Below are 18581 nucleotides of genomic sequence, written 5' to 3' on the forward strand. Positions count from 1 at the left end.
CCGACCGGTTGTTCCCGACTACTCGTCGGTGTTCAGACGCTCGCGCAGCTGTTTGCCGGTCTTGAAGAAGGGGATCACCTTTTCATCGACATCCACGCTTTCACCCGTGCGTGGATTGCGGCCGGTACGGGCGTCGCGGCGTTTCACGGAAAATGCGCCGAAGCCGCGCAGTTCGACCCGGTCACCCCGGGCCAGCGCCTCTGTGATCTCATCAAAGATCGTGGTGACGATTTTCTCCACGTCGCGCTGATAGAGATGCGGATTACGTTCGGCCAGTCGCTGGATCAGTTCCGACTTGGTCATGCCTGTCTATCCCCCCTGGGACGTGGAGCCTTCCGGGACCCGACCTTCACCGACCGACGGGCGGCGGGGCCGAAGGTCTGGGCCCATGGCCACCTTGTTTACCAAAGAAGATTGCCCGAGCCGGGCCGGTCGCGCAAGGGTAAGTCTTTCTGCGCAAACAGTTTTCCTGTGCGTACCCTATGACTTTGGGCAGAGGTGGCATGGAAGCCATACCACAAAGCCGGGTTGCAGCAGGCCAACGCCCAGCCAATATCCAGTTAGATATCGGTATCATTGTGATACCGCCCGCCGGGGACGACCCCGGACGGCTTTGTGATGATGGCAGGGACGGCCCTTCCGCGATGGAGAATGCTCCATGGCTTGGGTTTATCTCTTGTCCGCCGGCCTGTTCGAGATCGGCTTTGCCGTCGGCCTTAAGGCCAGTGATGGCTTTTCCCGTCCCCTGCCCACGTTTGTCACCCTGGTTTGCCTGGGCGTTAGCCTGTGGCTGCTGTCGTTGGCCATGCGCGGCCTGCCATTGGGCACCGCCTATGCCGTCTGGACCGGGATTGGCAGCGCGGGCGCTGTGCTGGCCGGCATGATCATGGCCCGTGACGGGTTTGATCCTGGCCGCATTCTTTGTGTGCTGTTGATCCTGGCTGGCGTGGCGGGGCTGAAGTTCCTGGAGAAATAGCCAGGCTCAGCCTGTCAGGCCCCAATATTGGCGCATCAGTACCTTGAACTCGCTCAGCAGCCGATCCTTGACCTCCTGATCCTCAGCGGCGGGTGCGAAGCGGCTGCTGGCAAGGGCTTGCAGGAACTGCCAAGCCAGATGCCGGCCCATCTCGAACTTCACCGGGTCGGCGACCAGGAAGGAGCCATAGACGTCCTTTGCTGTCTGCTCCCAGCGGGCCGCAAACGCGGCCTTGGCCGGGCCCATGATGGCGGACAGTTCAGCATCGGTGCGGGCGGCGGCCTCCAGCTCCTTCCAAGCGGTCCAGAGCGGGCTGTGCGCGGCATGCCACAGCGCGTCAATGCCCTGATCCAGCCCTTCCCGCCCCTCATGCGCGACATTGGCCGTGGCGGCGAGATACTCGGCTGTAAAGCGCTGGATAATGTGATCGACGGTGGCGCGCAGCACCTCCGGTGTCGTGGGGAAATAATATTGCACCGCGCCCCGCGTCACCCGCGCCTGTTTGGCGATCTCTGACGTGGTGGTGCGATGGTATCCGATCTCCAGAAAGCAACGGATTGCGGCCTCAATGATCCGCTGATGCGTGGCGATGCTTTTGGGCGTCTGCCTGATGCGGGACCCTGCGGCGTCGTTATCCAAACTCTTGGCGACCGTTGTCGTCATCGACATCGTCTTTAGTTCCAGAAACCATGGTTATTGGTTAACGTCCCTTTAACCTTATATCGGGACGAGCGTTTATCTAGAGCGAATGACCGCTCCTGCGCAACATGGCAATGCGCCGGTCTGACCCGAGAGGGACGAAGAACAAATCAGATGAGTGCGCCTTCCCGCTCGACACCTCCGCCCCGGCTGCGCTATGGGAAGCGCGGTTGACCCCTGCAAGCGAGCCTTCTGCCCGTGACGCCGCGCCAACAGGCCCTGGACTATCTACGCCGCCTCGGTGAGGCGGAAGATGAAGATATTGATGTGGCGGAAGCGGCCCTGGCTCTGGCTGTTATTGACCACCCCACTGATCTGACGCCATACCGTGCGCATCTGGCCCGGTTGGGGGCCGATCTTGGTGCCCTGATGCGCGATGTGCCCGATGGACTGGTGGATCGGGTGGCGGCTTTGGGCCAGTTGCTGGAGCAGCATGGCTATGCCGGTGACAGCGAGACCTATGAGGATTTGCAGAACGCTAACTTGATTCGCGTTATTGACCGACGGCGGGGACTGCCTGTGTCCTTGGGCATCCTGCTGATGTCGGCGGCACGGGCCCAGGGCTGGGACATGCTGGGCCTGAATTTCCCCGGCCATTTCCTGTTGCGGCTGGATCATGGCGGCGGGCGGCAGATCATTGATCCGTTTGACGGTGCCTCTCCGCGTGGTCCGCGTGAGCTGCGCGACATGTTGAAACAGACGGCGGGCCTGGAGTCCGAACTGACGCCAGACCACTACGCCCCGGTGTCCAACCGCGAGGTTCTTCTGCGCTTGCAGAACAATCTGAAACTTCGCCACCTGTCGACGGATCAGCCAGACAAGGCTCTGGCGGTGATCGAGGACATGCTGCTGTTCGCGCCCCAGCATATCGGCCTGTGGCGTGAATCCGGTCTGTTGAACGCCCATCTGGGCAAGCTGACGGCCGGCATCCAGGCCTTCGAGAATTTCCTGCGTATCGGTGAGGCGCGCGGTGCTTCCCCGCAATTGCTGGACCATACGCGCAGCCTGCTTCGGCAGCTGCGGGGCCGCTTGAATTAAACCCCTGCCCCTGTGATGCGGCGCATGGCGTTGGCGCGGCGCTTATGCTTTCCTGCCGCTATCCCCATTTCCGCTGGCCGGAGACAACCCGACATGACCCTGAAGGTCGCCATCCAGATGGACCCGATCGAGTCCATCAATATCGATACTGACAGTTCCTTCATGATGGCACTGGAGGCACAGCGCCGTGGCCATGCCCTGTGGCATTACCATCCGCGTGACCTGGCCCTGCGCGGCAACAAGCTGTTCGCCAAGGTGCGGCCCATGCAGGTGCGGCGCGAACGCGGCAACCACCACAGCATGGGCGCGGCGGAGGTGATCGACCTGTCGACCATGGATCTGGTGCTGATGCGCCAGGACCCGCCCTTTGACATGGCCTATATCACCGCCACCCATCTGCTGGAACATATCCATCCCAAGACACTGGTGGTGAATGATCCGGCGGCCGTGCGCAATGCCCCGGAAAAGCTGTTCGTCACCCATTTCCCCGACCTGATGCCACCCACCGTCATCACCTCCTCCCACGATGAAGTGCTGGCCGCGCGGGTGGAATGGAAGGACATTATCGTTAAGCCCTTGTTCGGCAACGGGGGTTCGGGTGTGTTTCACGTGAAACCAGATGATGAGAATCTGGGTGCGCTCTTGGAAACCTTCACCCAGCTCTATCGTGAGCCGATCATCGTGCAGAAATACCTGCCGGAGATCCGCAAGGGCGATAAGCGCATCATCCTGATCGATGGCAAGCCCGCCGGGGCCGTGTCGCGCATCCCGCAGGAGGGCGAAGCCCGCGCCAATTTCCACGCCGGCGGCAGTGCCGGCAAGACCGTGCTGACCAAGCGGGAGCAGGAGATCTGTGAGGCCATTGGCCCGACCCTGCGCGCACAGGGCATGATCTTTGTCGGTATCGACGTCATTGGTGACTATCTGACGGAGATCAATGTCACCAGCCCGACCGGCATTCAGCAGATCAATCAGCTGGACGGGTCGGCCCTGGAATCCACCCTGTGGGACGCGATGGAAGCACGCTTCGCCGCTACGCGTTGAGCCGTCGGGGGGTGCTGGTTATGCCCGTGCCCCCTTGCTCCGCCCCCCCCCATTGCGCCACTCTTCCCTGCCTGAAACAGGGGGATGGGTCATGGGTGCAAGCAGCAATCAACCGGTGATGGGCCGTCGCGGCTTTTTTTGTTCCTGCTGCGGTTTGGCCGCCTGGAGCATCGCCGGCGGTATGTTGAACGGCCCGGCGCAGGCAGCGGGTGCCGATCCGGCCCTGGACGCGTTCTTTGCCGAATGCTTCGCCCGTCAGGCGGCAAAGTCGCCGGAATTGCGGACCTCCCTGGGGCTGCCGGGTGATCAGGGGACCTGGGATGATCTGTCCGACGTTGCGCTCGCCGCCGATGATGCGGCCCTAAGGGTCGACCTTGCCACCCTGCGCCGTGACTTCCCCGATGCCGAATTGTCGCCGGATGGGCGGCTGAACAAGGCGCTTTGGGAATATCAGGCCGAGGCGAAGCTGGCCGCCGCTCGTTGGCGGGGCAATGACTATCCTGCTGACCATTTCAATGGACGGCATAGTGAGATCATCGACACCCTGACCACCTATCACCCGATACGGGACAAGGTGGGTGCGCAGGCCTGGCTGGCGCGCGTCGCCCGGATTGATCAGCCGGTGGACCAGTTGGTCCAGGCGCTGCAGGTCCGTTCCGCTAAAGGGGTGATTGCCCCGCGTTTTTCCATGGAGAAGGCATTGGCCGCCACCCGCGCCGTCCTGACTGGCCGGCCCTTTGCGCCGACTTCGACGGAAGAGACGGCGCTGCTGGCCGGGTTCCGGCGCAAGGTGGAGGCACTGGACCTGCCCGCCGCCGATAAGGCCGGCTTGGTGGCGGAGGCTGAAGGCCTGCTCTCTACCCGCTTCGCGCCGGCCTGGACGCGGCTGGCAACAGCCATGGAAGCGGTTCTGGCCAAAGCCGATGACCGGGATGGCGTCTGGAAGCTGCCTGATGGCGATGCCTTCTATCAACATTGCCTGTCCCGGCACACTACCCTGCCGCTGAAGGCCGCTGATGTTCATGCACTTGGCCTTGCGGAGGTGAAGCGGATCCATGCGGAGATGGAGACGATCAAGGACAAGGTCGGCTTCACGGGCGATCTTCAGGCCTTCAACCAGTTCTTGCGAACCGACCGTCAGTTTTATTTCGCGGAGGATGACGCGGGCCGCGAGGCTTATATCAAGGGGGCCAACCTGATCCTAGACCGGGTCAAGCAGGTGCTGGATGGTCAGTTCAACCTGAAACCCAAGGCCCCCTTGGTGGTGCAGCGATTTGAGCGCTACCGCGAAGCCAGTTCAACCATCGCCCGTTACAGCCAGCCGGCGACCGACGGGTCCCGCCCCGGCATCTATTATGTCAACCTGTCCAACATGAAGGAGATGCCGATCTGGCAGATGGAGGTTCTGGCCTTCCATGAAGGGATTCCCGGCCACCATATGCAGATCGCCCTGGCGCAGGAGGCGACGGGCCTGCCGGATTTCCGCCGGCATGATTTCCACACCGCCTATGTCGAGGGGTGGGGGCTTTATTCGGAACGGCTGCCCAAGGAACTGGGCTTTTATGCCGATCCCTATTCCGATTTCGGGCGACTGACCTTCTCCCTATGGCGGGCGCTGCGTCTGGTCATGGATACGGGCATCCATGCCAAGCGTTGGACCCGGGCGCAGGCCATCGATTATTTCGTCGCCAATTCGGCCTTCACGCACGAGGTGGCGGAACGCGAGGTCGACCGCTACATCGTCTATCCCGGCCAAGCCTGTGCCTATTATGTCGGCATGCAGAAGATACTGGAACTGCGGGAGCGGGCGAGGAAGCGGTTGGGCAGCCGTTTCGATATCAAGCGCTTCCACGACACTGTTCTGGGCAACGGCTCGGTGCCGCTGACGGTGCTGGAACAGGTGGTGGAAGGCTGGATCAAAAGCGTGTGATGTGCGCGTAGGTCTGGTCGAGCCAGCGGCGAGCCCTGACAGATGATGCTTTCAATCCATTGCTGTCAGGGCGAGGCTTGCGCCTCGACCTGACCTACGGGTTCACGGGATCAGGATGGTTGCACCCGTCGTCGCCCTTGCTTCCAGCGCGCGGTGGGCATCGGCGGCGTCGCGCAGGGCGAAACGTTGATTGACCTGCACCTTTACCTGTCCGGCCTTTACGACCGCAAACAGATCATCAGCCATGGACAGCAGTTCGGCGCGCGTGCCAGCATAATGCTGCACCGATGGTCGGGTCAGGAAAAGCCCGCCCTTGCGGTTCAACATGCCGATGTCAAAGGGCGGGACAGCACCGGAGGCATTGCCATAGCTGACCATCAGGCCGCGTCGGCGCAGACAGTCCAGCGAGCTTTCGAACGTATCCTTGCCGACACCGTCATAGACGACATCGACACCACGGCCACCCGTAATTTCTCGCACGCGGGCGGCCACATCCTCCTGACGGTAGAGGATGACATGGTGGCAGCCATTGGCGGCGGCCGGCGCCACCTTCTCCGCTGATCCTACCGTACCGATGACAGTGGCACCCAGAGCATTAGCCCATTGGCACGCCAGTGATCCGACACCGCCGGCTGCGGCGTGGATCAGGACCATATCGCCCTGTTTCACGTGGAACGTCTGACGCAGAAGATATTGCGCCGTCAGCCCCTGCAGCAGCATGGAGGCGGCTATGTCGTCATTGAGCCAGTCGGGCAGTTTGATCAACTTCTCGGCTGGGATCAGCCGATGTTCAGCATATGCACCGAGCGGAGATTGGCCGTAGCCAACCCGGTCGCCGGCCGATAGATCAACCACCCCCTCGCCCACCGCCTCCAAAATCCCGGCACCTTCCATACCCGGCGTGAAGGGCAAGGGGGCGGGGTAAAGGCCGGTGCGATAATAGACATCGATGAAATTCAGGCCGATGGCCGTATGCCGGATCAGGACCTGGCCCGGCCCTGGTTTGCCGACCGTCGCCTTCTGCCAGCGCAGAACCTCCGGCCCGCCTGTCTGTTCGACAATGATGGCGTGCGTCATGCTTTGACCTTGAAATCAGGCAGGCTACCGGGATGCGGCGGAGCGCATCCCGGTGGGAGAGCATCAGCCCAGATGCTTCTTCAGGAACTCGGCCGAGCGGCCATGGGCCAGCTGCGCATCACCATCATGATAATGCTTGCCGCCGATGCGCGTGAAAGCGTGATCGCGTTCGGGATAGACATACACCTCCACCAGGAAATTACCGGCCACGGCCTCCTTGATGGCGTTCTGTGCCTCCGGCGGCACGAACCCGTCCTGGCCGGCTATATGCATCAGCAGCGGCTTGGTGATGGCCGGCACTTCACCAACATCCTTGTCGATGCCGACCCCGTAATAGGATACTGAGGCATCGACATCAGTGCGGGTGGCCATCAGATAGGCCAGCTTCCCGCCCAGGCAAAAACCGACGCAGCCGACCTTGCCCGTCACACCGGGATAGTGGCGGATGAAGGACAGGGTGGTGGCCAGATCCTCCACCCCCTTCACCTCGTTAAAGCCCTGATACAGCTGAAAGGCCTTCTGCCACTCGGCGTCGGTCTGGTCGGTGATCTGGATACCGGGTTCCTGCCGCCAGAACAGGTCGGGCGCGATGGCGAAATAGCCGGCGGCGGCATATTGGTCGGCAATGGCGCGGACATTGGCGTTCACGCCGAAAATTTCCTGAATGATGATCATGGCCGGGCCTTTACCGATGGCCGGGGCGGCCAGATAGGCGCTGAAGCTGCCATCGGGCGAGGAGATCGAAACGTCGGGCATGGGGATATCCTTCCTTTGAATGTACGTATGAAATGGGACAGGATCATCCGCCCAACAGGGCGGAAAGGTCTGTGGCCGCCGTCACGGGGGCCGAACAATGCTGTTCCTGACAAAGATAAGCGGTCGCCTGGCCTTTAACCATGCTTTTGCCTGCGGCGGGATGATGCGGGGGTAGATCCGGGTCGGTGGGGGCGCGGCACAACAGCATCAGATTGGGATGCCATTTGGCCAGGGCGGCCCGACGCAGGGCGATGGTGCCGTCGTCATCGTCAGGCCCGACGATGACCAGGACCTGACCGTGCAGGCGTAAATCCACCCCGTTCAAGAAGCCGGCCAGCGGGAAAAAGTTCCGAGCCACTTCGCCGGCAAAGGCGGTGATCAGGGCATCGGCCCGCTGCCGCCAGATATCCTCCCCGGTCAACAGCCATAGACGGCTGAACAGCCCGACCAGGGTGCCATTGCCGGCAGGAACGGCGTTGTCATGGGCATGGCGGGGTCGGCGGATCAGGTCATCGGCATCGTCCGCCGTGATGAAATAGCCGCCATCGCCATCATCATGGAAATGGCGCTCCACCTTCTCCAGCCAATCTATGGCGTGCGTCAGATAAGCGCCCTGCCCCGTCACCTCATAAAGGGTGATGGCAGCGCGGGCCATGTTGACATGGTCCTCCAGGGTGCCGCGATGACGTGCCTGCCCGTCGCGGAACGAATGCAGCAGACGACCATCGGTGCTGGACATCCGGTCCACGACAAAGCCGAAGGCGCGCGTGGCTGCTGAAAGCCAATCCACGCGGTTCAGCACGGCCCCAGCCCGTGCCAGGGCCGCAATCATCAGGCCATTCCAATCGGCCAGAACCTTGTCGTCCCAGCCGGGCCGCATACGGGCCGCGCGGGCTGACAGAAGGATGTCGCGGCAGCGCGCCAGAATGGCCTCCGTCTGCGTATCCGCCAGCCCGTTCTCATGCATGCGGTTCAGGATCGTGTGGCCTTCCCAGTTGCCCTCCGCCGTCACGCCATAGATACGGCAGAACAGTTCGGCATCATCGGCGGGCAACAGACGACGGATTTCCCCCTCGGTCCAGACATAGAACTTGCCCTCTTCCCCCTCGCTGTCAGCATCCAGCGAGGCGGCGAAGCCCCCACCCTCTGCCACCATTTCGGCCAGGACCCAATCGGCGGTTTCCGTAATCCGAGCGTGCAGCAGCGGATCGCGCGTCTCCAGCCAAATGGTCACCATCAGGTCGATCAGCTGGGCATTGTCGTAAAGCATCTTCTCGAAATGCGGGACCAGCCATTCCGTATCCACGGAATAACGGGCGAAGCCGCCGCCCAGATGATCATAGATGCCGCCCTGGGCCATGCGCGTCATTGTCTGGATGGTGGCCGTGGCCAGTTGTTGCCGGCCCGTATGGCGGAAGGCACGCCAAAGCAGCTCAAAAATGCCCGGCTGTGGGAATTTCGGTGCATCGCCGATCCCGCCCCAGACGGGGTCCACCTCGCGCACCAGCCGGTCAGCCACCTGGATCAGGGTGTCGGGCGTGATGGCCTCACCCGGCTGTCCGGCTGCCAGATTATCCATGGCATTAGTCAGTGCCTGGACATTACGCTCCACCTTTGCCGGCTCTTCCGCAAAGGTCTGTGCAACGATCTGCAACACCTCTGGAAAGCCGGGCCGGCCCCAGCGGCGTTCCGGCGGGAAATAGGTGCCGCCCCAGAAAGGATGGCCGTCAGGCGTCAGGAACATGGTCAGCGGCCAGCCGCCCTGCTGCCCCAGTAGGCTCAAGGCCTGCTGATAGATGTGGTCCAGGTCGGGCCGTTCCTCCCGATCCACCTTGATATTGATGAACAGCTTGTTCATCAGGCCGGCAATGGCGGGGTTCTCAAAACTTTCATGGGCCATGACATGGCACCAGTGGCAAGCGGCATAACCGACCGACAGCAGGATGGGCTTACCCTCCGCCTTCGCCTTGTTCAGCGCTTCTGGACCCCAGCCCATCCAGTCCACGGGGTTGTCCATGTGCTGGCGCAGATAGGGGCTGGTTTCCCGGTGTAGCAGATTGCCAGCACCGCGATGGGCGCTGTTCAGGGGCATGGCCATGTCTCATCCTTTGCCGGGTCCGCCCATCATGACGCCAATCCATGACGGGCCTGTGAAGAACAGATAGTTTATCCTTGTGTCGAACCCAGGGTGCGGGAAAAATCACGCCAGATCAGAGGGAGGCCGGAAGCCATGAAGGTGACCATCAATATCGATTGCACACCGGAAGAGGCGCGGACCTTTCTGGGTCTGCCGGATGTCCAGCCGATGCAAGCGGCCCTGATGCAGCAATTGCAGGATCAGATGTCGGCCAACCTGAAGGCCATGGACCCGGAAACCATGATGAATACTTGGCTACCCCTGGGGCTGCAGGGGATTGAGCAATTCCAGAAACTGATGTGGTCGCAGATGTCCAATGCCATGGGCGGTGCACCGACAAAGGATGGTAAGAAGTGAGTGATAATGTGAAGGCCGATCCCGCGCCTTATTACCGCGCCCATGTTTTCGTCTGCACTAATGAGCGTGAGCCGGGCCACCCCCGTGGCTGCTGCCGCGAAAAAGGCGGGGATGAGCTGCGCGACTATATGAAGAAGAAGGCCACCGGTTTAGGCCTGGGCAAGGCTGTGCGTATCAATAATGCCGGCTGCTTGGATCGCTGCGAACTGGGGCCTGTCCTGGTCGTTTATCCCGAGGGTGTCTGGTACGCCGTGACCAGCAAGGCCGATGTGGATGAGGTGCTGCAAACCCATCTGGTGGAGGGTAAGCGCGTTGAGCGGCTGATGCTTCAGCCCACCGATAAGCTGCCCGCCGATATCGCCGCCCGCCGGGCGGCGACTGATTGATGTTTCACGTGAAACACGCCTGATGCGCGCTGATACGATCTTCGCCCTGGCCTCTGCCCCCGGTCGTGCCGGGGTACAGGTGATCCGCATTTCCGGCCCTGATGCCGGTGCCGTGCTGTCCCGCCTGATGGGGCGGCCCCTGCCCCCGCCGCGTCAGGCCGCCTTGGCAGGCTTGCGTGACCCGGTCACGGGCGAACTGTTCGACAAGGCCCTGGTCCTGTCCTTTCCCGCTCCCGGCAGTTTCACGGGGGAGGATGTGGTGGAACTGCATCTGCATGGGGGGCGCGCCGTCCTGTCGGCGGCGACACAGGCCCTGACCGGTCTGGGCCTGCGCGTGGCGGAGCCGGGGGAGTTCAGCCGCCGCGCCTTCGAACATGGCAAACTGGACCTGACCGAAGCAGAAGCCATCGCCGATCTGGTGGATGCCGAAACGGCGGCGCAGCGGCGACAGGCGCTGCGTCAGATGGAAGGTGCCCTGGGCCAGCTTTATGATGGCTGGCGCCACCGCCTGACCCGCGCGCTGGCCCATCTGGAGGCGGATATCGACTTCCCGGATGAGGATTTGCCCGGCGGTCTGTCCGATGCCGTGCGCCCCGTGGTGGAGGGGCTTGTGGCCGAACTGTCGGCCCATTTGGCCGATCAGGGGCGGGGGGAGCGGCTGCGCGATGGCATTTCCATCGCCATTCTGGGGGCACCCAATGCCGGCAAATCCAGCCTGCTGAACGCCATCGCGCGGCGCGATGTCGCCATCGTGTCGAACCAGGCCGGCACGACGCGCGACGTGATCGAGGTACAGTTGGATTTAGGCGGCTACCCCGTCCTGCTGGCCGATACGGCGGGCCTGCGGGATGCCGCCGATCTGGTGGAAAGCGAGGGCATTCGCCGCGCCCTGGACCGGGCCGCCAAGGCCGATCTGAAACTGCTTGTCTTTGATGGCGTTGAACTTCCCGACCCAGCCACCCTGGCGCTGGCCGATGATGATGCCATCCTGGTCATGAACAAGGCCGATCTGCCCGGTGCTGTCGCTCCGCTGGCGGGCCGCCCCATCCTGTCGCTGTCGGCGCGCACGGGGGATGGCGTGCCAGCCCTGCTGTCGACCCTGGAACAGGCCGTTGCCGCCCGCTATGCCCCGTCCGGTGCCCCCGCCCTTACCCGTGCCAGACATCGCTCCGCCCTGGAGGAATGTCTGGAAAGCCTGACCCGGGCGCTGCAGGCGCCGCTGCCGGAACTGGCGGCGGAGGATGTGCGTCTGGCCGTCCGTGCCCTGGGCCGCATTACCGGAAGGGTAGACGTAGAGGACCTGCTGGACGTGATTTTTCGGGATTTCTGCATCGGGAAGTGACGGTGCCCTATGCGCCCCTGCCCTTTGACTAAAGGGCTGCGCGCGCTTATCTTCCCGCCCCATGCAGCACTATGATGTGATCGTGGTTGGCGGCGGCCATGCGGGATGCGAGGCGGCGGCCGCGGCGGCGCGTGCGGGGGCCCGTACAGCGCTGGTGACCCACAAACTGGAAACCATTGGCGAGATGTCATGCAACCCGGCCATCGGTGGTCTGGGTAAAGGGCATCTTGTGCGGGAGATTGATGCGCTGGACGGTGTCATGGGCCGGGTGACGGACCGGGGCGGTATCCAGTTCCGTATCCTGAACCGGTCCAAAGGCCCCGCTGTGCGCGGGCCCCGCGCACAGGCCGCCCGTAAACTGTACCGGCAGGCCATGCAGATGGCATTGGCCGAACAGCCCAACCTGGAGATTATCGCCGCCGCCGCCGAAGACCTGATCATCGATGCCTCAGGCAGCTGTGCCGGCATCGTGACCGGTGACGGGCGGGAAATCCGTGCCGGCGCGGTGGTCCTGACCACCGGCACTTTCCTGCGCGGCCTGATCCATATCGGGGAAGAGAAAATCCCGGCGGGACGTGTCGGCGAAGAGCCCGCCATCGGCTTGTCCCTGACGTTGGAGAAGTTGGGCTTCAATCTGGGGCGGTTGAAGACGGGCACGCCGCCGCGGCTGGATGGCAAGACCATTGACTGGGCCGGGCTGGAGATGCAGCCGGGTGACACCCCGCCGCCCCCCTTCTCCACCCTGACCGACCGCATCACGACGCCGCAGATTGATTGCGCCATCACCTATACGAATGCTGCGGTGCATCGCATCATCCGCGACAATATCCACCGCGCGCCCATGTATTCGGGACAGATCGAGGGCGTTGGCCCGCGCTATTGCCCCAGCGTGGAGGATAAGGTCGTCCGTTTCGCCGATAAGGAACGGCACCAGATTTTCCTGGAACCGGAGGGGCTGGACGATGACACCGTCTATCCCAATGGCATCTCCACCTCTCTGCCGCGCGATGTGCAGCTCGACATCCTGAAGAACATCCCCGGTCTGGAACATGTGCGGATGATCCGGCCTGGCTATGCGATCGAGTATGACTATGTCGATCCGCGCGAACTGACCCGCACACTGGAAACCCGCCGCCTGCCGCGCCTTTTCCTGGCCGGGCAGATCAACGGCACCACAGGCTATGAGGAAGCGGCGGCCCAGGGTTTGATCGCGGGCGTCAATGCCGCCCTGGCCGTGACCGGTTCGGCCCCGTTCGTGCTGGACCGGGCGGAGGCCTATATCGGCGTACTGATTGACGATCTGATCACGCGCGGCACGTCCGAGCCCTATCGCATGTTCACCAGCCGGGCTGAGTACCGCCTGCTGCTGCGTGCCGATAATGCCGATCAGCGTCTGACCGACCGGGGCCTGGATATCGGATTGGTGGGCAGCCTGCGGCAGGCGCATTGGGCCGCCAAGAAGCAGGCTTTGGCACAGGCGCGCGATCTGGTCACCGGCCTGTCGGCCACGCCGAACGAGTTGGAGAAGCACGGGCTGCACATCAACAAAGATGGCGTGCGCCGTAACGCGCTGGACCTGTTGCGCTATCCGGAGATCGACTTTCCCCGTCTGTGTCAGGTCTGGCCTGAACTGTCATCTCTGTCGCCCGACATCGCGGAACAGGTGGAGATTGACGGCAAATATGCCGGCTATCTGGACCGGCAGGAGGCGGATATCCGGGCCTTTCGCAAGGATGAGGCGCTGGAGCTGCCTGCCGATCTGAACCCTGACAGTATCGCGTCCCTGTCCACCGAAATCCGGCAGAAGCTGAAGGCCACGCGGCCTGCCACCCTGGGGGCGGCTGCCCGTATTCCGGGCATGACGCCGGCGGCCCTCACCTCTTTGTTGCGGCATGTCAAGAAGCGGGGTTCCGACCGTGGCGCCGCGTAAACCGTCCAAGCCGCTGAAGCTGCCGCCCATGCCCCGCCCGCCGGGGCCGCCGCCGATGAGCCCGCAGCAGTTCCAATCCCGCTTCGGTGTTTCACGTGAAACATTGGCGAAGCTGGAGGTCTATGCGGCGCATCTGCACAAATGGAATCCGGCCATCAACCTTGTCTCCAAGACCACCCTGGAGGATCTCTGGTCTCGGCATCTGGCCGACAGTGCGCAGGTCTTCAGCCTGATCCCGGAGGGTGCGAAGGTGTTGGTCGATCTGGGCTCCGGTGCTGGATTCCCTGGTCTGGTGCTGGCCATCCTGGGCGTACCGGAAGTGCATCTGGTCGAATCAGATGTTCGCAAGGCCGCCTTCCTGCGCGAAGTGGCGCGGGTGACGGGTGCGCCGGCCACCGTACACCCGGTGCGGATCGAGGTGGCGGACACGCCCCCCGCCGATATTGTCTCGGCCCGCGCGCTCGCCGAACTAACGCTGCTGCTGCCCTGGGCGCATGGAATGCTGAAACCGGGTGGCACCTGCCTATTTCCGAAGGGCAGGACAGCCGAGGATGAATTGACCGCGGTGAAGGATTCCTGGAATATGCGGGTCGAACGGTTCCCGAGCCAGACCGACCCGGCCGGAACCATTCTGCGTATCAGTGACCTTGCGCCGCGCTAAGCGGTCTCGCCACAAGCCGAACGACAGAGGTTGAACGACAGTGCCGAGCGCCGCCCAGACCACCCTTCCCGCCCATCGCGCCCGCATCATCGCCCTTGCCAACCAGAAGGGCGGCGTGGGCAAGACCACGACCACCATCAATCTGGCCACGGCGCTGGCCGCCTGTGGCAAGCGCGTGCTGATCATTGATAATGATCCGCAGGGCAATGCCTCCACCGGCCTGGGCATCCCGCAGAGTAACCGCGAATTCGGCATCTATGATCTGCTGTTCGCTGACCTGACCGTGGAGGAAGTGGCTGTGGCCACCACCGTCCCCGGCCTGTGGGTGGTGACGGCCAATGTCGATTTGTCGGGTGCCGAGGTAGAACTGGTCAATGTCGAACGCCGCGAGTTCCGGCTGAAGGACAGCCTGGAGAAATCCTCTGGTGGCTTCGACTATATCCTGATCGATTGCCCGCCGGCCCTGGGCCTGCTGACCCTTAACGCGCTGGCGGCGGCGGATGCCGTGCTTGTGCCTTTGCAGTGCGAGTTCTACGCCCTGGAAGGGTTGTCGCACCTGATCCGCACCATCGAGCGCGTGAAGCGCGCCTTCAACCCCACGCTGGATATCAATGGCGTGGTCCTGACGATGTTCGACCGTCGCAACAACCTGTCCGACATGGTGGCCGCCGATGTGCGTGGCTTCTTCGGCGAGAAGGTTTACGAGACGGTGATCCCCCGCAATGTGCGGGTGTCCGAGGCGCCCAGCCATGGGAAGCCCGTGCTGCTCTACGATCATAAATCGGCGGGCGCACAGGCCTATATCCATCTGGCGGGCGAGATGTTGAAGCGCGAGCGGAAGCGGCAGTTGGCCTATGGATGAACCGAGAAAGAACAATTCCCGCACTGGCCTGGGCCGTGGTCTCTCCGCCCTTTTCGGGGAGGTGGCGGCGACGGAGGAAGAACAGCAGGTGGACCGTGTCCGTCTGACCCGGCTGCTGCCCATTGATCAGGTTCATCCCGGCAAGTTTCAGCCGCGCCGGCGCTTTGACGAGGAGGCGTTGACCGCACTCGTCGAAAGTGTGCGCGAACGCGGTATTCTGCAGCCACTGCTGGTGCGCAAGGACCCGGCCGCCACGCCGGGCAATGCCAGCTATGAGATCATCGCCGGTGAACGCCGCTGGCGCGCGGCGCAATTGGCAGGCCTGCATGAGGTGCCCGTCCTGGTCCGCACCCTGACGGACCGCGAAGCGCTGGAAATCGCGCTGATCGAGAATATCCAGCGCTCCGACCTGACGCCGCTCGAAGAGGCTGAAGGCTATAAGCGCCTGATGGATGAGTTCGATCACACGCAGGAGGATCTTGCGCGGTCGGTCGGCAAAAGCCGATCGCACGTTGCCAATATGCTGCGCCTGCTGGCCCTGCCGGACGAGGTGAAGGCCCTGGTTCAAGACGGCACCTTGTCCATGGGCCATGCCCGCGCCCTGCTGACAGCGCCCGACCCGATGGCAGCGGCGCAGGAAGTGATCAAGCGCGAACTGAATGTCCGCCAGACAGAAGCGCTGGTGAAGCAGATGTCGGCGGAGCCGCTGGTCCTGACCAAGGCGGTGAAGGACAAGGCACCCGATACGGTGGCCCTGGAACGGGAAGTGTCCCTGGCGCTGGGCCTCAAGGTCACGCTGAGCGGCACGGGCAAGAAAGGCAGCCTGCAAATCCACTACCGCACGCTTGATCAACTGGACAGTGTGCTGAACCGTATTCTGAAGCGGTAAGTTTGGGCACCGGAACGCGGGACACGTTCCGACCCTTCTTCATTCAACGATAACAAGCAATCCTGGGGGAAGAATGACCGACAGCAGCCAAATCGGTGCCGAAGCCGCCGCCTATTTCAACGGCTACAGTGCGGCCTTTGCGGCCTATGACACAGACCGCGTCGCGGCCATGTTCGATCAGCCCCTGACGGTCCTGACGGCGGCAAAGCCCATTGTGCATGGCGATCTGGATGCCGTGCGTGCCTATGTCGATGGCATGCTGGATACCTATCGTCATATTGGCCTCGCCTGGCCCGTACCGGCGGCGGTCTGGGCATGGCCGTGTGGCGAGAATCTGGCGCGGGCGGAGGTGTTGTGGCTGCTGCGTTCCGCGGACCGGGCGGAAATCATGCGCTTTTCCACCTCTTACGTGCTGCGCCGCGACGCTGATGCCGGCTGGCGCGTGTCCGTGGTGATTTCCTACGAAGAGCCGGTGAAGCTACCGGCGGGCGCCTGATGCCGTCCCTGCCGCTGACCCTGCTGCCCGACCATCTGGCCGTCTGCAGGTTGCCACCCGACGCCCCCCTACCCGCCTGGGCGGCGGGTCCGGGCTTTGTCAGCATCACGCGCACCGATGAAGAACTGTCCATCACGGTGGCGCAGAACCGTGTTCCGGGCGATGTGATGGCCGTGGGGCCTTGGCGGGCGCTGAAGGTGCAGGGACCCCTGGATTTCGCCCTGACCGGCATCCTTGCCGCCCTGACGGCCCAGCTGGCCGATGCCGGCATCAGCCTGTTCGCTATCGCCACCTATGACACGGATTACGTCCTGGTGCGCGCCGAAACGCTGGACGCGGCGATCACGGCCCTGACGGCGGCGGGTCATCGGGTGGTGGCGTAGCGGCCTCCTTGGCGGCCTTCACCGCCTCCTCGAACCGCTCAACCTCTTCATCCGTCAGTTCTGGAAAGTGCCGCTGCCGTTTATCGGCACCGATGCGGCCATTGCTGATCACCAGATTGACGAACAGCTGCGCCTTGCGGTCGGGCATCGCACTCAGATCGTTGAGCGCGCGCAGCCCACGGTCGAACTGCGCCACATAGGTCAGCTCGTTGCGCAGATCGACCTCGATGGCCTCCTTGATGCAGCGATAAAGATACTCAACCTGCGGCGTGGCGTCGAAATAGCGATAGAGATCGGCAGTGTCATTCTCCACCACCACCTCAAACCCGCCCTTGCCATCGTCGCGCCAATGCCAGTCAATATAGGGCATGATGGAGGTGGAGAAACGCTCCAGCGCCTCATCATAGGCGCGACGGTCGCGCAGCATGACGGCGGAGACCGGGATGATGATGCCGGGAGGGGTGAAGCCAAACCACTCCAGCAGGTCGTGGATTATGAAGCGGTGCAGACGGCCATTTCCGTCCATAAACGGATGTATGAAGACAAAAGCAAAGCTAACAATAGCGGTTGCAACAGGAGTAACAAAATTGTATCGATCCGTAATATTTTTATTAGACCCCAAACTCATCAAGATAATTAGTGCTCGATTTTTTGCTTTTTGTTTCTGTCTTAACTTTACAAGACCCTTCATCAGCACTCTGACGTCATTAGGTTGGGGCGGGATAAAGTGAACCTTATCGTAACCCTTCAGCTGCTGCTCACCCACATAGTTTTGTTCCTGCCGCCATCCTGCGAGATGGTAGCGCTGGTCACCCAGGATCAAGTTGCACAGTTTGGTTTGGTCCGCCTCAGTCGTTAAATCAATCTCAGAGCGACGTTGTAGTGCGGCTACAAATAGCTCCGCTCGTGACCCCTGCACTTGCTCCCGCTCCAGAGCGAAGCTGCTTCGTGTTTCCTTAGTGTAGATATAGTTCACTGCTCGCAGCAGCATCGCCGGATCAGCATCAGCGATCAGCTTCTGGGCCTGAGCGGAAAGATCTAGGGCTTGGAACTCCCTTAGCGTCGGTGTTGCCCTTACTGTGGGGCACAAGGCGGGTGTGCCCAGCAGGTTGTTCTGAACTCGATGGCGTTTGGATTGTTCGGCGGAACCACCAATCTGCAGTTCAGGGTCCAAAATTGTAACGAAGGCCCCCATATTCGTGTCCGGCAGGTCGAGGCGCTCGCCAAGCAACCACTCATACAAAAACCAACCCCGTCTCGCGAACTGACCGGACGGTTCCCGCCGAACCCAGTCCTCAAGCGGCCGCGGCCCCATGGCCCTGAAAGCCGCCTTCAACAGCCCTAACTCCATCGGCTCATACCGGATCGCAAATTTCAGGTCGCTGATGGCGTCGTCGCCCTTGTCGTAACTGACGGGGTAGCGTTCTATCTGATGGATTGGCGGAGTATGGCTGCGGCGCTGACCCGCGCCGACAATTGAGATCACAAAGGGTTCCGGTACGCGCAGGCCAAAGCGATGGCGCAGGCCCATTTGGCCGATATAGCGCTCATTCCCGGTCAGGCGGTGTGGCATGGGGCGAACCCAATGAGAATTTGTCTGTACCGGCACCGTGCCACA

General features: G+C 62.4%; 19 protein-coding genes. 13 read left to right on the forward strand and 6 right to left on the reverse strand.

What is annotated here, in order from left to right; translation table 11 throughout:
• Positions 1 to 18 precede the first annotated feature (18 nt).
• On the reverse strand, positions 19 to 303 hold the full coding sequence (gene ihfB, locus ABC729_RS14000; RefSeq protein ID WP_054168028.1) for an integration host factor subunit beta: 285 nt from the start codon (positions 301 to 303) through the stop codon (positions 19 to 21).
• A gap of 355 nt (positions 304 to 658) precedes the next feature.
• On the opposite strand from ihfB, the gene ABC729_RS14005 reads away from it, so the two are divergent.
• The gene (locus tag ABC729_RS14005) at positions 659 to 976 is read left to right on the forward strand and encodes a DMT family transporter (RefSeq protein WP_495608166.1); all 318 of its coding nucleotides are present in this window, start codon (positions 659 to 661) and stop codon (positions 974 to 976) included.
• A 6-nt stretch (positions 977 to 982) separates the two neighbouring features.
• Here ABC729_RS14005 and ABC729_RS14010 read toward each other — a convergent pair whose 3' ends face one another.
• Entirely contained in the window at positions 983 to 1645 is a 663-nt protein-coding gene (locus ABC729_RS14010) for a TetR/AcrR family transcriptional regulator (protein WP_495608167.1), read from the reverse strand.
• Positions 1646 to 1873: 228 nt separating this feature from the next.
• On the opposite strand from ABC729_RS14010, the gene ABC729_RS14015 reads away from it, so the two are divergent.
• From ABC729_RS14015 to ABC729_RS14025, 3 genes are all read left to right on the forward strand, one after another.
• Positions 1874 to 2713 (forward strand): SirB1 family protein, encoded by an 840-nt coding sequence (locus ABC729_RS14015; protein ID WP_495608168.1) that lies wholly within the window; start codon positions 1874 to 1876, stop codon positions 2711 to 2713.
• Positions 2714 to 2806: 93 nt separating this feature from the next.
• The gene (gene gshB / locus ABC729_RS14020) at positions 2807 to 3757 is read left to right on the forward strand and encodes a glutathione synthase (RefSeq protein WP_495608169.1); all 951 of its coding nucleotides are present in this window, start codon (positions 2807 to 2809) and stop codon (positions 3755 to 3757) included.
• A gap of 91 nt (positions 3758 to 3848) precedes the next feature.
• Positions 3849 to 5687 carry a DUF885 domain-containing protein gene (locus ABC729_RS14025; protein ID WP_495608170.1) on the forward strand — a complete coding sequence of 613 codons (1839 nt, stop codon included), beginning with the start codon at positions 3849 to 3851 and terminating at the stop codon, positions 5685 to 5687.
• Positions 5688 to 5789: 102 nt separating this feature from the next.
• On the opposite strand, the gene ABC729_RS14030 is transcribed toward ABC729_RS14025, so the two are convergent.
• The 3 genes from ABC729_RS14030 to ABC729_RS14040 all read right to left on the reverse strand — a co-directional run bounded on the left by ABC729_RS14030 (position 5790) and on the right by ABC729_RS14040 (position 9618).
• A complete protein-coding gene (locus tag ABC729_RS14030; RefSeq protein ID WP_495608171.1) occupies positions 5790 to 6764 on the reverse strand; it encodes a quinone oxidoreductase family protein in 975 nt (324 codons plus the stop codon).
• 63 nt (positions 6765 to 6827) lie between these two features.
• Positions 6828 to 7520 (reverse strand): dienelactone hydrolase family protein, encoded by a 693-nt coding sequence (locus ABC729_RS14035; protein ID WP_495608172.1) that lies wholly within the window; start codon positions 7518 to 7520, stop codon positions 6828 to 6830.
• 43 nt (positions 7521 to 7563) lie between these two features.
• Complete coding sequence (locus ABC729_RS14040) at positions 7564 to 9618, reverse strand: thioredoxin domain-containing protein (protein WP_495608173.1); 2055 nt, start codon at positions 9616 to 9618, stop codon at positions 7564 to 7566.
• A 132-nt stretch (positions 9619 to 9750) separates the two neighbouring features.
• On the opposite strand from ABC729_RS14040, the gene ABC729_RS14045 reads away from it, so the two are divergent.
• The 9 genes from ABC729_RS14045 (at position 9751) to ABC729_RS14085 (ending at position 16963) form a co-directional block, all read left to right on the forward strand.
• Positions 9751 to 10014 (forward strand): DUF6489 family protein, encoded by a 264-nt coding sequence (locus ABC729_RS14045; RefSeq protein WP_495608174.1) that lies wholly within the window; start codon positions 9751 to 9753, stop codon positions 10012 to 10014.
• Positions 10011 to 10400 (forward strand): (2Fe-2S) ferredoxin domain-containing protein, encoded by a 390-nt coding sequence (locus ABC729_RS14050; protein WP_495608175.1) that lies wholly within the window; start codon positions 10011 to 10013, stop codon positions 10398 to 10400. Before ABC729_RS14045 ends, ABC729_RS14050 begins: the two co-directional genes overlap by 4 nt.
• Before the next feature lie 22 nt (positions 10401 to 10422).
• Positions 10423 to 11742, forward strand: coding sequence for a tRNA uridine-5-carboxymethylaminomethyl(34) synthesis GTPase MnmE (mnmE, locus tag ABC729_RS14055; protein ID WP_495608176.1), 1320 nt, complete (start codon positions 10423 to 10425; stop codon positions 11740 to 11742).
• A gap of 61 nt (positions 11743 to 11803) precedes the next feature.
• Positions 11804 to 13672 (forward strand): tRNA uridine-5-carboxymethylaminomethyl(34) synthesis enzyme MnmG, encoded by a 1869-nt coding sequence (gene mnmG, locus ABC729_RS14060; RefSeq protein WP_495608177.1) that lies wholly within the window; start codon positions 11804 to 11806, stop codon positions 13670 to 13672.
• A 55-nt stretch (positions 13673 to 13727) separates the two neighbouring features.
• On the forward strand, positions 13728 to 14333 hold the full coding sequence (rsmG, locus tag ABC729_RS14065) for a 16S rRNA (guanine(527)-N(7))-methyltransferase RsmG (RefSeq protein WP_495608684.1): 606 nt from the start codon (positions 13728 to 13730) through the stop codon (positions 14331 to 14333).
• Between the two features lie 40 nt (positions 14334 to 14373).
• Positions 14374 to 15195 (forward strand): ParA family protein, encoded by an 822-nt coding sequence (locus tag ABC729_RS14070; protein WP_495608178.1) that lies wholly within the window; start codon positions 14374 to 14376, stop codon positions 15193 to 15195.
• A complete protein-coding gene (locus ABC729_RS14075) occupies positions 15188 to 16084 on the forward strand; it encodes a ParB/RepB/Spo0J family partition protein (protein WP_495608179.1) in 897 nt (298 codons plus the stop codon). Before ABC729_RS14070 ends, ABC729_RS14075 begins: the two co-directional genes overlap by 8 nt.
• Before the next feature lie 73 nt (positions 16085 to 16157).
• Positions 16158 to 16580, forward strand: coding sequence for a DUF6841 family protein (locus ABC729_RS14080; RefSeq protein WP_495608180.1), 423 nt, complete (start codon positions 16158 to 16160; stop codon positions 16578 to 16580).
• A complete protein-coding gene (locus tag ABC729_RS14085) occupies positions 16580 to 16963 on the forward strand; it encodes an ACT domain-containing protein (RefSeq protein WP_495608181.1) in 384 nt (127 codons plus the stop codon). The genes ABC729_RS14080 and ABC729_RS14085 overlap by 1 nt, the downstream gene beginning before the upstream one ends.
• On the opposite strand, the gene ABC729_RS14090 is transcribed toward ABC729_RS14085, so the two are convergent.
• Positions 16923 to 18536 carry a Fic family protein gene (locus tag ABC729_RS14090; protein ID WP_495608182.1) on the reverse strand — a complete coding sequence of 538 codons (1614 nt, stop codon included), beginning with the start codon at positions 18534 to 18536 and terminating at the stop codon, positions 16923 to 16925. The two genes, ABC729_RS14085 and ABC729_RS14090, sit on opposite strands and share 41 nt — an antisense overlap.
• Positions 18537 to 18581: the final 45 nt, after the last annotated feature.

This window comes from Niveispirillum sp. CC-CTL257, assembly GCF_059489915.1.

Coding starts and splice junctions, on each gene's coding strand:
- ABC729_RS14035 (WP_495608172.1), bottom strand. CDS start 7,520: ATGCCCGACGTTTCGATCTCCTCGCCCGATGGCAGCTTCAGCGCCTAT.
- ABC729_RS14040 (WP_495608173.1), bottom strand. CDS start 9,618: ATGGCCATGCCCCTGAACAGCGCCCATCGCGGTGCTGGCAATCTGCTA.
- ABC729_RS14085 (WP_495608181.1), top strand. CDS start 16,580: ATGCCGTCCCTGCCGCTGACCCTGCTGCCCGACCATCTGGCCGTCTGC.
- gshB (WP_495608169.1), top strand. CDS start 2,807: ATGACCCTGAAGGTCGCCATCCAGATGGACCCGATCGAGTCCATCAAT.
- mnmE (WP_495608176.1), top strand. CDS start 10,423: ATGCGCGCTGATACGATCTTCGCCCTGGCCTCTGCCCCCGGTCGTGCC.
- mnmG (WP_495608177.1), top strand. CDS start 11,804: ATGCAGCACTATGATGTGATCGTGGTTGGCGGCGGCCATGCGGGATGC.
- ABC729_RS14025 (WP_495608170.1), top strand. CDS start 3,849: ATGGGTGCAAGCAGCAATCAACCGGTGATGGGCCGTCGCGGCTTTTTT.
- ABC729_RS14005 (WP_495608166.1), top strand. CDS start 659: ATGGCTTGGGTTTATCTCTTGTCCGCCGGCCTGTTCGAGATCGGCTTT.
- ABC729_RS14030 (WP_495608171.1), bottom strand. CDS start 6,764: ATGACGCACGCCATCATTGTCGAACAGACAGGCGGGCCGGAGGTTCTG.
- ABC729_RS14010 (WP_495608167.1), bottom strand. CDS start 1,645: ATGTCGATGACGACAACGGTCGCCAAGAGTTTGGATAACGACGCCGCA.
- rsmG (WP_495608684.1), top strand. CDS start 13,728: ATGAGCCCGCAGCAGTTCCAATCCCGCTTCGGTGTTTCACGTGAAACA.
- ABC729_RS14075 (WP_495608179.1), top strand. CDS start 15,188: ATGGATGAACCGAGAAAGAACAATTCCCGCACTGGCCTGGGCCGTGGT.
- ABC729_RS14045 (WP_495608174.1), top strand. CDS start 9,751: ATGAAGGTGACCATCAATATCGATTGCACACCGGAAGAGGCGCGGACC.
- ABC729_RS14080 (WP_495608180.1), top strand. CDS start 16,158: ATGACCGACAGCAGCCAAATCGGTGCCGAAGCCGCCGCCTATTTCAAC.
- ABC729_RS14090 (WP_495608182.1), bottom strand. CDS start 18,536: ATGCCACACCGCCTGACCGGGAATGAGCGCTATATCGGCCAAATGGGC.
- ihfB (WP_054168028.1), bottom strand. CDS start 303: ATGACCAAGTCGGAACTGATCCAGCGACTGGCCGAACGTAATCCGCAT.